General features: G+C 69.6%; 14 protein-coding genes. 10 read left to right on the top strand and 4 right to left on the bottom strand.

Annotated elements, in window-relative coordinates:
* Nucleotides 1-47: 47 nt before the first annotated feature.
* Nucleotides 48-722, bottom strand: coding sequence for a response regulator transcription factor (locus tag ACFZDJ_RS21795; protein WP_075027695.1), 675 nt, complete (start codon nucleotides 720-722; stop codon nucleotides 48-50).
* Between the two features lie 63 nt (nucleotides 723-785).
* Complete coding sequence (locus ACFZDJ_RS21790; RefSeq protein WP_391060836.1) at nucleotides 786-1,763, bottom strand: PD-(D/E)XK nuclease family protein; 978 nt, start codon at nucleotides 1,761-1,763, stop codon at nucleotides 786-788.
* Nucleotides 1,764-1,950: 187 nt separating this feature from the next.
* Here ACFZDJ_RS21790 and ACFZDJ_RS21785 point away from each other — a divergent pair, with 187 nt between their 5' ends.
* The 3 genes from ACFZDJ_RS21785 (at nucleotide 1,951) to ACFZDJ_RS21775 (ending at nucleotide 5,384) form a co-directional block, all read left to right on the top strand.
* Nucleotides 1,951-3,576 carry a site-2 protease family protein gene (locus ACFZDJ_RS21785; protein ID WP_391060834.1) on the top strand — a complete coding sequence of 542 codons (1,626 nt, stop codon included), beginning with the start codon at nucleotides 1,951-1,953 and terminating at the stop codon, nucleotides 3,574-3,576.
* 60 nt (nucleotides 3,577-3,636) lie between these two features.
* Nucleotides 3,637-4,539, top strand: coding sequence for a tRNA (adenine-N1)-methyltransferase (locus ACFZDJ_RS21780; RefSeq protein WP_101406100.1), 903 nt, complete (start codon nucleotides 3,637-3,639; stop codon nucleotides 4,537-4,539).
* A gap of 266 nt (nucleotides 4,540-4,805) precedes the next feature.
* Nucleotides 4,806-5,384, top strand: a complete 579-nt coding sequence (locus ACFZDJ_RS21775; protein ID WP_390934086.1) for a hypothetical protein — start codon at nucleotides 4,806-4,808, stop codon at nucleotides 5,382-5,384.
* 48 nt (nucleotides 5,385-5,432) lie between these two features.
* On the opposite strand, the gene ACFZDJ_RS21770 is transcribed toward ACFZDJ_RS21775, so the two are convergent.
* Complete coding sequence (locus tag ACFZDJ_RS21770; protein ID WP_168490175.1) at nucleotides 5,433-5,738, bottom strand: ferredoxin; 306 nt, start codon at nucleotides 5,736-5,738, stop codon at nucleotides 5,433-5,435.
* Nucleotides 5,739-5,991: 253 nt separating this feature from the next.
* On the opposite strand from ACFZDJ_RS21770, the gene arc reads away from it, so the two are divergent.
* The 6 genes from arc (at nucleotide 5,992) to prcA (ending at nucleotide 12,117) form a co-directional block, all read left to right on the top strand.
* On the top strand, nucleotides 5,992-7,758 hold the full coding sequence (gene arc / locus ACFZDJ_RS21765; RefSeq protein WP_168507550.1) for a proteasome ATPase: 1,767 nt from the start codon (nucleotides 5,992-5,994) through the stop codon (nucleotides 7,756-7,758).
* Nucleotides 7,759-7,992: 234 nt separating this feature from the next.
* Nucleotides 7,993-9,504 carry a depupylase/deamidase Dop gene (gene dop / locus ACFZDJ_RS21760; protein ID WP_343323942.1) on the top strand — a complete coding sequence of 504 codons (1,512 nt, stop codon included), beginning with the start codon at nucleotides 7,993-7,995 and terminating at the stop codon, nucleotides 9,502-9,504.
* Between the two features lie 166 nt (nucleotides 9,505-9,670).
* Nucleotides 9,671-9,889, top strand: a complete 219-nt coding sequence (locus ACFZDJ_RS21755) for a ubiquitin-like protein Pup (RefSeq protein ID WP_189187860.1) — start codon at nucleotides 9,671-9,673, stop codon at nucleotides 9,887-9,889.
* 32 nt (nucleotides 9,890-9,921) lie between these two features.
* The gene (locus ACFZDJ_RS21750; protein WP_391060832.1) at nucleotides 9,922-10,515 is read left to right on the top strand and encodes an endonuclease domain-containing protein; all 594 of its coding nucleotides are present in this window, start codon (nucleotides 9,922-9,924) and stop codon (nucleotides 10,513-10,515) included.
* Nucleotides 10,467-11,312 carry a proteasome subunit beta gene (prcB, locus tag ACFZDJ_RS21745; protein WP_168507548.1) on the top strand — a complete coding sequence of 282 codons (846 nt, stop codon included), beginning with the start codon at nucleotides 10,467-10,469 and terminating at the stop codon, nucleotides 11,310-11,312. Before ACFZDJ_RS21750 ends, prcB begins: the two co-directional genes overlap by 49 nt.
* Nucleotides 11,313-11,370: 58 nt before the next feature.
* Nucleotides 11,371-12,117, top strand: coding sequence for a proteasome subunit alpha (gene prcA, locus ACFZDJ_RS21740; protein WP_168507546.1), 747 nt, complete (start codon nucleotides 11,371-11,373; stop codon nucleotides 12,115-12,117).
* 196 nt (nucleotides 12,118-12,313) lie between these two features.
* Here the strand turns inward: prcA and ACFZDJ_RS21735 are convergent, their stop codons facing one another.
* Nucleotides 12,314-13,330, bottom strand: coding sequence for a substrate-binding domain-containing protein (locus ACFZDJ_RS21735; RefSeq protein ID WP_390934093.1), 1,017 nt, complete (start codon nucleotides 13,328-13,330; stop codon nucleotides 12,314-12,316).
* A gap of 124 nt (nucleotides 13,331-13,454) precedes the next feature.
* On the opposite strand from ACFZDJ_RS21735, the gene ACFZDJ_RS21730 reads away from it, so the two are divergent.
* Nucleotides 13,455-14,714, top strand: a complete 1,260-nt coding sequence (locus ACFZDJ_RS21730) for an MFS transporter (protein WP_391060830.1) — start codon at nucleotides 13,455-13,457, stop codon at nucleotides 14,712-14,714.
* The last annotated feature ends 3 nt before the right edge of the window (nucleotides 14,715-14,717 follow it).

The raw sequence follows: 14,717 nt of genomic DNA, 5'->3' as shown, positions 1-14,717 counted from the left end.
TGGGGCCCTCGGCCGAGCACCTGGGGGAGTGGACGGCGTATCGGGGGTTACTGCTGTGCGCCCGGGCGCACCAACCCGCTCTCGTACGCGTACACCGCGGCCTGCACCCGGTCGCGCAGCCCCAACTTGGTGAGCACATGGCCCACATGCGTCTTGACGGTGGTCTCGCTGACGAACAGGTCGGCGGCGATCTCCGCGTTCGACAGGCCGCGCGCCACCAGCTTCAGCACCTCGACCTCCCGCTCGGTCAGGGTGTGCAGCGTGTCGGGCACCGGCTCGTCGCCGGATGGCAGATGACCCGCGTACTTGTCGAGAAGCCGACGGGTGATGCTCGGCGCGAGCATCGCCTCGCCCGCGGCGACCACCCGGATCGCCTGCACCAGCTCATTGGCCGGCGCGTCCTTGAGGAGGAAGCCGCTGGCCCCGGCGCGCAGCGCCTCCACCACGTACTCGTCGAGGTCGAAGGTCGTCAGGACGAGCACCTTGGCCGGTCCGTCCCGCCCCGGCCCGGTGATCTGCCGGGTCGCCTCCACCCCGTCCATCCTCGGCATACGGATGTCCATCAGAACCACATCGGGCTGCAGCGCACGTACCTGATCGAGTGCCTGGAGACCGTCACCGGCCTCGCCGACGACCGCGATGTCCTGCTCCGCCTCCAGAATCATCCGGAAGCCGGTACGCAGCAGCGGCTGATCGTCGACCAGTAGGACGCGGATGGCCACGTAAGTCTCCTTGAGGTCTGTCCGGCGGACCGGGCCGGAGCTGAGCAACGCGCCGGACAGGCCCTAATCCCGCCCCATTCTGCCCTGCTCGGTGACGCCTGACTCCGGCGCCCTGACCGGCAGCGGGTAGGGCGGGGGAGTACCGCCGAATTCCGGACATACCGCTTGGTGGTCGCACCAGCCGCAGAGCTTGGTGGGCCTCGGTCGCCAGTCGCCGGTCTCGGTGGCCTGCCGGATCGCCTCCCACAGGGCGAGCAACTTGCGCTCGACCCGCTCCAGGTCCTCGATCATCGGGTCGTACGTCACCACGTCGCCGCTGCCGAGGTAGACGAGCTGGAGCCGGCGCGGGACCACCTGCTTCAGCCGCCACACCACCAGGGCGTAGAACTTCATCTGGAACAGCGCACCCTCGGCGTACTCCGGCCGCGGTGCCTTGCCCGTCTTGTAGTCGACGATCCGGACCTCGCCCGTCGGGGCCACGTCGACGCGGTCGATGATGCCGCGCAGCTTCAGCCCGGAGTCGAGCTGGGCCTCGACGGCCAGCTCCCGCTCGGCGGGCTCCAGTCGCGTCGGGTCCTCAAGACTGAACCAGCGCTCCACCAACTGCTCGGCCTCGCCCAGCCAGCGCGTCAACCGCTCGCCCTCGGGATCGTCGGCGAACAGCTCCACGACCTCCGGGCGCGTCTCGCGCAGCCGGTCCCACTGCCCCGGAATGAGCGACTTGGCGCGCGGAGCCGTGCGCTCCGCCGCCGGGGAGTCGAAGAGGCGCTCCAGCACCGCGTGGACCAGCGTGCCGCGGGTGGCCGCCTCGCTCGGCTTCTCGGGGAGTCTGTCGATCACCCGGAACCGGTAGAGCAACGGGCACTGCATGAAGTCGCCGGCCCGTGAGGGCGACAGCGAGCTCGGAGGCAGGGCCGGTCGGGCCGCGGGAACCGTCGACGCGTCCGTCGCCTCGGCCACGACAGCCTCGGCCACGGCGGCTTCGGCCGCGTCGGCTTCGGTCGGCTCGGGCGGCACGGCGCCCCCGGTGCTGGTTTCCATGTCCACAGACCTTACGGCCCGCCACTGACAGTGAGTGCACGGTAGGGGCTTGTGCGCGCTTGTGCGACGGAGCGGAGAACAGAGGGGGTGCCGGGGCGGAACGCGTCGCGACGGACGCATACCATCGACCCAGACCCTCCTGCTTCGCATGATCGGGAGCGGGAGACGCTTCGAACGAGGGGACATCGTGGACGAGAGCGGCGGGAGCGGGCAGCCGCGGTCCGGCACCGACGAAGCGACCGAGCGCCACGGGGAGCAGCGGGCCCCCTCGGCCCCGGCCGCGGATGCCACGCGTCCCGGACCGGAGCGCTCCGAGCACCCCACCGGGCCGACACCACCCACGACCCCGGGCACCCCCGAGGCCGCCCCGTCCCCCGACGGCCCCCACGACTCAGCTCGCGGGGCCGCGACGCACGGCGACTCTTCGAGCGGGGCCGAGGACGGGGCCGAGGACGGGGCCGAGGCGCCCGGCGATTCCCGGGACCGGGCCGAGGCACCCGCCGGTCCCGGTTTCCCTTCCGATTCCTCGGACGAGGCCGACGCGCGCCACGGCTCCTCCGCCGCAGGGCAACCGCACCCCGAGCCCGAACACCCCCGAGCCCTGGCCCACTCCGGAACCGGCACCGGTACCGGCAAGACGCAGCCCCCGCGACGCGGCCGGGAGCCCGGTGGCGGGCTGCTGATGGGGCGGCCGTTCGGCGTGCCCGTGTACGTGGCGCCCAGCTGGTTCCTCGTGGCCGCGCTGATCACCTGGGTGTTCGGCGGCCAGCTCGACCGCGTGCTCCCCGAACTCGGCGCCCTGCGCTACCTCGTGTCCCTCTTCTTCGCGGTCGCCTTCTACGCCTCCGTCCTCGTCCACGAGCTGGCCCACACGGTCGCCGCGCTGCGCTTCAAACTGCCGGTGCGCCGGATCCAGCTGCAGTTCTTCGGGGGCGTCTCGGAGATCGAGAAGGAGGCCGAGACCCCGGGCCGGGAGTTCGTACTGTCCTTCGTCGGCCCCCTGCTCTCCCTCGTCCTCTCGGGCGTCTTCTACCTCGCCATGCTGGCCGTCGAGCCCGGCACGGTCCCCGGCGTGCTGCTGGCCGGCCTGATGATCTCCAACCTGATCGTGGCCGCCTTCAACCTGCTCCCCGGCCTGCCCCTGGACGGCGGCCGCATGCTCCGCGCGGTCGTCTGGAAGATCACCGGCAAGCCGATGAGCGGCACGATCGCCGCCGCCTGGGTCGGCCGCGCCCTCGCCGTCTCCGTGCTGATCGGCCTGCCCCTGCTCACCCAGTCCGGAGCGCTCGGCGCCACCCAGGACAACATCGGCGGCATGGACACCGTCACCGACGCCCTGCTCGCCGCGATCCTCGCCGCGATCATCTGGACCGGCGCCGGCAACAGCCTCCGCATGGCCCGCCTGCGCGAGCACCTGCCCGAGCTGCGCGCCCGCTCACTCACCCGGCGCGCGGTCCCGGTCGAGACCAGCACCCCGCTCTCGGAGGCGCTGCGCCGCGCCAACGACGCCGGCGCCCGCGCCCTGGTCGTCGTCGACGCCAACGGCGAACCGCTCTCCCTCGTCCGCGAGGCCGCCATCGTCGGCGTACCGGAGCACCGCCGCCCCTGGGTCGCCGTCAGCGGCCTCGCCCAGGACCTCACCGACGGCATGCGCGTCTCCGCGGAACTCGCCGGCGAGGCCCTCCTGGACACTCTCCGTGCCACCCCGGCGACCGAGTACCTGGTGGTGGAGGACTCGGGTGAGATCTACGGAGTCCTGTCGGCGGCGGACGTCGAGCGAGCCTTCGTCAAGGCGATGGCCCGCCCGTCCTGAGCTGTACGCCCCCGCCCGAACGTGGTCGGCGCTCCGTGCGGGGACCGGTAGGCTGGTCACATGTCCGAACCGACCGGTGCCGCCCGCAGGCGCGGGCCCTTCAAGGTCGGGGACCAGGTTCAGCTGACCGACCCCAAGGGCCGCCACTACACGTTCACGCTCGAGGCCGGGAAGAACTTCCACACCCACAAGGGTTCTTTCCCCCACGACGAGCTGATCGGCGCTCCCGAGGGCAGCGTTGTCCGCACCACGGGGAACGTCGCCTATCTCGCGCTGCGCCCCCTGCTCCCCGACTACGTCCTGTCCATGCCCCGCGGCGCCGCCGTGGTCTACCCCAAGGACGCGGGGCAGATCCTGGCCTTCGCCGACATCTTCCCCGGCGCGCGCGTCGTGGAAGCGGGCGTGGGCTCCGGCTCGCTCAGCAGCTTCCTGCTGCGCGCCATCGGCGACCAGGGCATGCTCCACTCCTACGAGCGCCGCGAGGACTTCGCGGAGATCGCCCAGCAGAACGTGGAGCGCTACTTCGGCGGCCCGCACCCCGCCTGGCAGCTCACCGTCGGCGACCTCCAGGACAATCTGTCCGACACCGACGTCGACCGTGTCATCCTCGACATGCTCGCGCCCTGGGAGTGCCTGGAGGCCGTCTCCAAGGCGCTCGTCCCCGGCGGCATCCTGTGCTGCTACGTCGCCACCACCACCCAGCTCGCGCGGACCGTCGAGTCCATCCGTGAGATCGGCTCCTTCAACGAGCCGTCCGCGTGGGAGTCGATGATCCGCAACTGGCACGTCGAGGGCCTGGCGGTCCGTCCGGACCACCGGATGATCGGCCACACCGGCTTCCTGCTCACCGCCCGCCGCCTCGCGGACGGTGTCGAGCCGCCCATGCGTCGCCGCCGCCCGGCCAAGGGCGCGTACGGCGACGACTACACCGGTCCGAACGCCGACGGCGGCTCAGGCCGCTGACCCGACCGGCGCCCACGCCGTCGACGTACTCAACGCACCACACCTGTGGCCGAGTTCCCGGAAGCACTCCGGAGCTCGGCCGCAGCGCGTTCCCGTACGTGGGCCGCGGGACAGGCGGGCAACTCCGCCGCAAGCCCTTTCCGTTGGCCCGCCGCCGTGACACGCCGCCAGAAGTCCGGACCCCGCCGTTCCACCCCACTGTGACGTGTGGCACCATGCTGGCCACCCCACCCCCACCGTCACGGCCCTCCCAGGAGACGCTCCTAGTGCAGCAATCCGTCGTCCCGGAACTGGCACACACCCACACCCGCCCCATCCACTGGCTCGCCACGGCCACCGCCCTGGCCGGAGTCGTCGCCCTCTCCTCGGTCCTCCAGCCCGGCTCCGCGACGGCGGCCCAGCCCGGCCCCGGGGCCAAGTCCGCCCCGGCCGCGACGGCGCCCCCGGACCCCGCGGGCGTCACGTTCCCGATCGAGTGCGGGCCCGTCAAGGTCCTCGTGCAGAAGAAGGCGTCCGGAGACCTCGACGGCGACGGCAGCCCGGAGACGGTGGCCGTGGTCCGCTGCGACGCGGGCATCGGCACCCCGCCCAACGGCGTCTACGTCATCACCCAGGGCGGGTCGGGAGCCAAGAAGCCCCGCGTCGTGGCCACCCTGGTCGACCCGAAGGACCGCCTCAGCGTCACCGACTTCGCGGTGCGTGACGGCGCCGTCACGGCGACCCTGCTCGGCTACTCCTCTGCCGACGTGCCGAGTTGCTGCCCGGACGTGAAGGAGCAGGCCAAGTGGCAGTGGAAGAACGGCACGTTCATCCGCTCGACGCCCGCCGGGGCCCAGAACGCATGAGAAGCGTGTGAGAAAAGAGACTCATCGTGACGCGGAGTGCCCTTGTGGTCACTCCGCGTCGGGACCGTAGACCTCGACCCTGTCCGAAACTCGACGTACGTGGATGCAGTCGCCCGGGCACTCCTTCGCGGAGTCGGCGACATCCCGCAGAAGCGTCAGCGGTACGGGCGTTGTGGCGCCCGGGGCCTGTAGGAGCTCGTCGTCGGCGCTCTTCACATAGGCCAGGCCGTCGATGTCCAGCTCGAAGACCTCCGGCGCGTACTGGGCGCAGATGCCGTCTCCGGTGCACAGATCCTGGTCGATCCAGACCTCGAGAGCCTCGCCGCCGCCTGGGGCCTCCTGCTGCACGGTCATTTCTCCTGCCGTTTCCTGCGTCGAGCGATCCGCAGACTGGGGAATCGGGCCAGCTCTGACGGGTGTTGAACACGTCGACCCTACCTCCGCCCGCTTCCCGACCGTGTTCGGTGGGTATTCCCCTGGCGTGAGGGAGAGCGCAAGGGTGAAGATCGGACACACCCCGACAGTCTTTGTGATCTAGGGGTTTCAATCGACACCCACCCAGGTAGGGTCTGGAAGCGTCCAGCTCCCCTTGGAGGAGGTGAGGACCGTGGCAGCCCACGACGACGACATGAACCGCGGCATCCGCCCGGGACGAGGGTCCGATGACCCTGCCGGGCAGGTTGCCTACCTTGAGCAGGAGATCGCCGTCCTGCGACGCAAGCTCGCCGACTCTCCGCGGCACACGAGGATTCTCGAAGAGCGGATCGTCGAGCTGCAGACCAACCTGGCCGGCGTGTCCGCACAGAACGAGCGGCTCGCCAACACGCTCCGTGAGGCCCGCGACCAGATCGTGGCCCTCAAGGAAGAGGTCGACCGGCTGGCACAGCCACCGGCCGGCTTCGGTGTCTTCCTCGTGGCGAACGAGGACGGCACGGCGGACATCTTCACCGGGGGCCGCAAGCTCCGGGTGAACGTCAGCCCCAGCGTGGAGCTCGAGGAGCTCAGGCGCGGCCAGGAAGTGATGCTCAACGAAGCCCTCAACGTGGTCGAGGCCATGGAGTACGAGAGCGTCGGCGACATCGTCACCCTCAAGGAGATCCTCGAGGACGGCGAACGCGCCCTCGTGGTGGGGCACACCGACGAGGAACGGGTGGTACGGCTCGCCGAGCCGCTGCTGGACGTCGTCATCCGTCCCGGCGACGCCCTGCTTCTCGAACCCCGTTCCGGCTATGTCTACGAAGTTGTCCCCAAGAGCGAGGTCGAGGAGCTCGTCCTCGAAGAGGTCCCGGACATCGGCTACGAGCAGATCGGCGGCCTGGGAAACCAGATCGAACTGATCCGCGACGCGGTCGAGCTCCCTTACCTCTACCCCGACCTCTTCAAGGAGCACGAACTGCGGCCGCCCAAGGGTGTGCTGCTCTACGGGCCTCCTGGATGCGGCAAGACGCTCATCGCCAAGGCGGTCGCCAACTCGCTGGCGAAGAAGGTCGCCGAGGTCACCGGCCAGGCAACCGGCAAGAGCTTCTTCCTGAACATCAAGGGCCCCGAGCTCCTGAACAAGTACGTCGGCGAGACCGAGCGGCAGATCCGCCTCGTCTTCCAGCGTGCTCGTGAGAAGGCCAGCGAGGGCACCCCCGTCATCGTCTTCTTCGACGAGATGGAGTCCCTCTTCCGCACCCGTGGATCGGGCGTCAGCTCGGACGTGGAGAACACCATCGTCCCCCAGCTGCTCGCCGAGATCGACGGCGTGGAAGGCCTGGAGAACGTGGTCGTGATCGGCGCCTCGAACCGCGAGGACATGATCGACCCGGCGATCCTGCGCCCCGGACGACTCGATGTGAAGATCAAGATCGAGCGCCCGGACGCCGAGGCCGCCAAGGACATCTTCGCCAAGTACCTCACACAACGCCTCCCGCTGCACTCCGACGACCTCGGTGAGCACGGCGGGGACCGGGCGGCCACCGTCCACGGCATGATCCAGACCGCCGTGGAGCAGATGTACGCCGAGTCCGAGGAGAACCGCTTCCTCGAGGTCACCTACGCCAATGGCGACAAGGAAGTCCTGTACTTCAAGGACTTCAATTCCGGTGCCATGATCGAGAACATCGTCGGCCGCGCCAAGAAGGCAGCGATCAAGGCCTTCCTCGAGCAGAACCAGAAGGGCCTTCGGGTCTCCCACCTCCTCCAGGCGTGCGTGGACGAGTTCAAGGAGAACGAGGACCTGCCGAACACCACCAACCCGGACGACTGGGCCCGAATCTCCGGAAAGAAGGGCGAACGGATCGTTTACATCCGTACGCTCGTCACTGGAAAGCAGGGCGCGGACACCGGACGCTCCATCGACACGGTGGCGAACACCGGGCAGTACCTGTAAAAGCCAGGGCGGCTGCGGGTGCCCTCCACGGGTACCCGCAGCCGACTGCTTTCCGGGGCACGGCTGGAGCAGAGCAATGACGCAAATGATCTCCCCACCAGCGCAGAGGCGTTCTAGGCTCTTTCGTACCGCCGAGTCGCGCGTTGCGGGGACGGGCACCGCACACGCACCGGAGCACCAGCGGTACTTGAGCAGCGCCCCCGACCGAGGGCGCTGCCGGGCAAGGAGGGCCGCATGACCGTACGGCGAGTAATGGGCATCGAGACGGAGTACGGGATCTCCGTCCCCGGCCACCCCAACGCCAATGCCATGCTCACCTCGTCCCAGATCGTCAACGCGTACGCGGCGGCGATGCACCGGGCGCGCCGCGCCCGCTGGGATTTCGAGGAGGAGAACCCGCTGCGGGACGCGCGAGGCTTCGACCTCGCCCGCGAGGCCGCCGACTCCAGCCAGCTCACCGACGAGGACATCGGCCTGGCCAATGTGATCCTCACCAATGGCGCACGGCTGTACGTGGACCACGCGCACCCGGAGTACAGCGCTCCCGAGGTCACCAACCCGTGGGACGCCGTCCTGTGGGACAAGGCCGGCGAGCGCATCATGGCGGAGGCCGCGGAGCGCGCGGCCCAGCTCCCAGGCGCCCAGCCGATCCACCTCTACAAGAACAACACCGACAACAAGGGCGCCTCGTACGGCACGCACGAGAACTACCTGATGAAGCGGGAGACCCCCTTCTCGGACATCGTGCGCCACCTCACGCCGTTCTTCGTCTCACGCCAGGTCGTCACCGGAGCGGGCCGCGTCGGTATCGGCCAGGACGGGCACGAGCACGGCTTCCAGCTCAGTCAGCGCGCGGACTACTTCGAGGTCGAGGTGGGCCTCGAGACCACGCTCAAGCGCCCCATCATCAACACCCGCGACGAGCCGCACGCGGACGCCGAGAAGTACCGCAGGCTGCACGTGATCATCGGTGACGCGAACCTGTCGGAGATCTCGACCTATCTCAAGCTGGGCACGACCGCCCTGGTCCTGTCCATGATCGAGGACGGCTTCATCGCCGTCGACCTGGCCGTCGACCAGCCGGTGCGCACGCTGCACCAGGTCTCGCACGACCCCACGCTGAAGCGGCTCGTCACGCTGCGCAGCGGTCGCACGCTGACCGCGGTACAGCTCCAGATGGAGTACTTCGAGCTGTCGCGCAAATACGTGGAGGAACGGTTCGGGGCGGACGCCGACGACCAGACCAAGGACGTCCTGGCCCGCTGGGAGGACACGCTCAACCGCCTGGAGAACGACCCGATGAGCCTCTCGGGGGAGCTCGACTGGGTGGCCAAGCGGGAGCTCATGGAGGGCTACCGGCGCCGTGACGGCCTCGACTGGGACGCGGCACGGTTGCACCTGGTCGACCTCCAGTACGCCGACGTACGGGCCGAGAAGGGCCTGTACAACCGTCTGGCGGCGCGCGGCAAGATGAAGCGGCTCCTGGACGAGCGGGACGTCGAGCGGGCCCGTACGAAGCCGCCGGAGGACACCCGCGCGTACTTCCGCGGGCGCTGTCTGGAGCAGTACGCGGACGATGTGGCGGCGGCCTCCTGGGACTCGGTGATCTTCGATCTGCCGGGCCGGGACTCGCTCCAGCGCGTCCCAACCCTGGAGCCGCTTCGCGGAACGCGTAATCACGTCAAGGAGCTCCTCGACCGCTGTCGCACGGCGGAAGACCTGGTCAGGGTCCTGTCAGGCGGCTGACCGGGCCGCAAGGGGCGTCGGAGCCCGGGCGGCACAACGGGGTGGAAAGACGCGACGTCCGGGAATCATCGAGGTGGCTCCCGGACGTTGTAGCAACTGCGGGGCCGATGTCGGACCCTGCTTGTAGGGTCTGATCAAGAACGTCGAACCGAGCGGGGTGAGGGTTATGGCGACCAAGGACACCGGCGGCGGACAGCAGAAGGCGACGCGTTCCACCGAGGAGGTCGAGGAGACGGCGCAAGACGCGCAGGTCTCCGAGGACCTCAAGGAGCGCCAGGAGAAGCTGAGCGACGACGTGGACTCCGTCCTGGACGAAATCGACGACGTCTTGGAGGAGAACGCCGAGGACTTCGTTCGAAGTTTCGTTCAGAAAGGTGGCGAGTAGCCTTCGAATCGAAGGTTGCGGGGGCTTTCGACTTGACAAGCGAAGAGGACGTGAAGTGCTGCGTGCGGTGCGGTGAGTACAAGCCGTACGCGGCCTTCGCCCGCAAGCGGTCCCACCTGGACGGTCTGCAGCGACACTGTCGAGATTGCGCATCGGACTATCACCGGACACATCAGCAGAGCCTCGGGCGGAAAGTTCGCCTCAAGGTGGAGGTGGCCGAGGGACACAAACTCTGTCTCAAGTGCGGTGAGGTCAAGCCGTGGACCGAGTGGCACCGCAATGCAACGGCCTCGGACGGGCTGTCGACGCGCTGCAAGTCGTGTCGAGCCGCTGAGGGGCGTGCCAGCCATCTGAAGCGCCAGTACGGCCTTACCGAAGCCGAGCGTGACGAGATGGTCGCCTCTCAAATGGGGCTCTGTGTGATCTGTTTGAAAGCTCCTGCAGTTCATGTGGATCACTGCCACGAGACGGGTAGGGTCCGTGGCGTACTGTGCTTCAACTGCAATTCGGCCATCGGCAAGTTGGGAGATGATCCCGACGCTGTTCGTCGGGCTGCCGCCTACTTGGAAGGATCCCCGTGGAAGCCAACACTCGTAGCACCGGGCGTCTACCGGCTGCCTTCCTGACGCCCGGGTCGTCGTCCTTCATGGACTTCCTGTCCGAGCACCAGCCGGACATGCTGCCGGGCAAGCGGCAGCTGCCGCCCGTCCAGGGCGTGATCGAGGCCCCGCACGGCACGACCATCGTCGCCGTCACGTTCCCCGGCGGAGTGGTCCTCGCCGGCGACCGCCGGGCCACCATGGGCAACATGATCGCTCAGCGCGACATCGAGAAGGTCTTCCCGGCCGACGAGTACTCGGCGGTGGGCATCGCCGGTACGGCCGGTCTGGCCGTCGAGATGGTCAAGCTGTTCCAGCTGGAGCTGGAGCACTTCGAGAAGGTGGAGGGCACCACGCTCTCCCTGGAGGGCAAGGCGAACCGGCTCTCCACCATGATCCGTTCCAACCTCGGCATGGCCATGCAGGGCCTCGCCGTGGTCCCGCTGTTCGCGGGTTACGACGTGGACCGCGACAAGGGCCGCATCTTCTCCTACGACGTCACCGGCGGCCGCTCCGAGGAGCAGGGCTACGCCTCCACCGGCTCCGGCTCGATCTTCGCGCGCGGTGCCATGAAGAAGCTCTACCGCGACGACCTGACCGAAGAGCAGGCCACGACCCTCGTCATCCAGGCGCTGTACGACGCGGCCGACGACGACTCGGCGACCGGTGGTCCCGACGTCGCCCGCCGGATCTACCCGATCGTCACCGTGATCACCGAGGACGGCTTCCGCAGGCTCACCGACGACGAGTCCTCCGAGGTCGCCCGCGCGATCCTGGAGCGGCGTCTGGAGCAGCCGGACGGTCCGCGGGCCGCGCTGCTCTGAGCCCGGCTCTTTTTGCCAAGGTGACCCAGTGACTTCGACAGAAAGGGACGGATAACCGGTGTCGACGCCGTTCTATGTCTCACCCCAGCAGGCCATGGCCGACCGGGCGGAGTACGCCCGTAAGGGCATCGCCCGCGGTCGCAGCCTCGTTGTGCTGCAGTACGCCGACGGCATTGTGTTCGTCGGCGAGAACCCGTCCCGTGCGCTGCACAAGTTCAGCGAGATCTACGACCGGATCGGCTTCGCGGCCGCCGGCAAGTACAACGAATACGAGAACCTGCGGATCGGTGGTGTGCGCTATGCCGATCTGCGGGGTTACACCTATGACCGTGATGATGTGACCGCTCGGGGTCTGGCGAATGTGTACGCGCAGACGCTGGGCACGATCTTCTCCTCGGCCGCCGAGAAGCCGTACGAGGTGGAGCTCGTCGTCGCCGAGGTGGGGGAGACCCCCGAAGGTGACCAGATCTATCGGCTGCCGCACGACGGGTCCATCGTGGACGAACACGGGTCCGTCGCGGTGGGTGGCAATGCCGAGCAGATCAGCAGCTATCTGGACCAGCGCCACCAGGACGGGATGTCGCTGGCGGAGGCGCTGAAGCTGGCCGTGCAGTCGCTGTCGCGGGAGCCGAACGGGGGCGAGCGGGAGATCCCCGCGGAGCGCCTGGAGGTCGCGGTCCTGGACCGTACGCGTCCGCAGCAGCGCAAGTTCAAGCGGATCGTCGGGCGTCAGCTGGGCCGGCTGCTGGAGGAGGGCGGCGCGGAGACCGCCACGGAGGCCGAGGACGCCGAAGACGAGGAGTGACCGTTGGTCTTCGCCCTGCCTGCCGGGTGCCGGTGGGTGGGGCGAGGCCGTGCCGGTACATCCAGCCCGTCGCAGCCGGATCAGACGTCGCCCCATGGGGAGCCGTTGCCAGATCCGGACGTAAGCGACGGGCTTTGGATGTACCGGCACGGCCCCTTTCGTGCGTCGGCGGCTGCGGGCGCGGGGGGCGAGCGGTCTACGGGGAGCTTGGTGGGGCCGTGGAGCCTCGTACGACCAGGTGTACCGGGATGTCGCCCACGGGGGGTGTTCGGCCGTCCAGAACGGCCAGGAGGGCTTCCATGCCGCGTTCGCCGAAGCGTTCCGCGTCCAGGCGGACGGTGGTGAGCTCCGGGTCGATGGCCTGGGCCAGTGCCAGATCGTCCAGGCCCGTGATGGAGAGGTCCTCGGGGATGCGCAGGCCCAGGCGGCGGGCCGCCTTGTAGGCGCCTGCCGCCAGTTTGTCGTCGTCGCAGACCAGGGCGGTGGGACGGGGGCCGGGGGCGGCGAGCGCCGTCTCCGCGACGGACAGGGCGTCCTCGAAGGAGATCGGGGCTCGGGTCGTGCGGAGGTCCGTACCGGGGACCTCGGACAGGCGCTTGGCCAGTTCCCGGGCGCGTACCTCGAAGGTCCAGGACGGGATGTCCGCCGCCAGATGGAGGAAACGGCGGTGGCCCAGCGACAGGAGGTGCTCAGCCACCTGTCGTACGCCGTCCTTGATGTCGAGGTTGACGGTCGCCGCGCCGAGGCTGCCCTCCGGGTCGCTGTCGAGCATCACCAGGGGGAGCTGGTCGCCCCGGATGGCGGTCAGGGCGTCCGCGGCCATGGAGGAGGCGATGACACCGTCCAGGGCGGCCGCCGCGGAGCCGAACGGGTCACGGGCGGGGCCGATGCCCTCGGGGGAGGGGTACAGGACCACGCCGAAGCCGTGGTCCGCCGCGACGCGGGCCGCGCCGGTGTAGACGCCCGCGAAGAACTCGGTGGTCAGTGCGGGGACCACCAGGAGGACCGTACGGGTGCGGCCCAGGCGGAGGTTGCGGGCGGCCAGGTTCGGGCGGTAGCCGAGCTCCTGGGCGGCCTCGCGGACGCGTTCCGCGGTCGTCTCGGAGACCCGGCCGCGCCACTTGTCGCCCAGCACCAGGGAGACCGCGGCCTGGGACACCCCGGCGGCCTGGGCGACGTCACGGCTCGTCGGGCGGGTGCTACCTCGTGCCACCGGCGACCTGCTCCTTCGTCTGGACTCGCGGACTGGGCACATGGTACGTATGACACAGGACGTTATACGTAAAACCTCGTGTGCATGACCAGTCGGACGTCACGCGTTACCGGAAGGGCATGACATGGCCGCGGGATACCTGGAGATCCTCAGGGCGAGGCACGCCGCACGGCTGCTCGCCGGCACGCTCACCGGGCGGCTGCCGAACGCCACCGCCGCCATCGCCGTCGTGCTCTTCGTCCGTGCGGAGGGCGGGACGTACAGCCTGGCCGGTGCGCTCGCCGCCGTGTACGGGGTGGGCAACGCCGTGGGGCAGCCGCTGCTCGGGCGGCTCGTGGATCTGTACGGGCAGCCCCGCGTCCAGCTGCCGGCCTCGCTCGTCTCGGCCCTCGGGATGAGCGTCTTCGCCTTCTCGGGCACCGACCCGCTGCCGGTGGCGTATCTCTCGATGGTCGTCGCCGGGCTCTTCACGCCGCCCCTGGAGGGCGGTCTGCGGGCGTTGTGGCCCTCCGTGCTGCGCCGGGAGGAGCAGGTGCACACCGCGTACGCGATGGACGCCGTGGCGCAGGAAGTCATGTTCACCGTCGGACCCTTGCTCCTGACCCTGTGCGCTTCGCTCTGGTCCGCCCGGGCGGCGCTGCTGATCCTGAACGTCGTCGGGGTGCTGGGCGCCCTCTCCGTGGTCCTCTCGCCGCCCTCGCGCGCGTGGCGTTCGGCACCGCGCGAGGCGCACTGGCTCGGTGCGTTGCGCTCGCCCGGGCTGCTGGCGCTGCTCGGCGCGTTCCTGTTCGTGGGGATCGCGCTCGGCTCGATCACGGTCGCCGCGGTGTCGTACGCCGACGACCACGGCGGCGACGCCGTGTACGGCTGGCTGATGGCGGCCGTGGGGCTCGGGGCCCTCGTCGGTGGGACGGCGTACGGGGCGCGGCGGTGGAGCGGCGCGCCCGAGCGGCGACTGCGGGTGCTGGTCGCCCTTCTGGCGGTCTGTTACCTGCCCCTGGTGCTGATGCCGGGCGCGGTCGCGATGACGGCCCTCGCGGCGCTCGCCGGGGTCTTCCTGGCGCCCTGCATCGCCTGCGCTTTCATCATCGTCGACCGGCACGCGCCGAGGGGCACTGTCACCGAGGCGTTCTCCTGGCTTGTGACGACGTTCACCGTGGGAGCGTCGGTCGGAACGGGCCTGGCGGGCCCGGTCGTCGAGTGGGGCGGGGCGGTGCGGGGCTTCGCCCTGCCGGGTGCCGCGGGTGCCGCCGCGCTGGTGGTTCTGCTGGCCACGGGGCGGGTCCTCGCAGCTACCGGGGACGGTGCGGTCGTTGCGGTCTCATCGGAAAATGATCCAAACCGTGCCGTCGAACCCCGTTTCAGCTCGGGGGATCGGGCGTAATGT

The organism is Streptomyces sp. NPDC007896, from assembly GCF_042959425.1.
Lineage (GTDB): Bacteria > Actinomycetota > Actinomycetes > Streptomycetales > Streptomycetaceae > Streptomyces.
The sequence above is the reverse complement of the archived record's forward strand: the minus strand, read 5'-3'. Positions and strand labels throughout refer to the sequence as shown.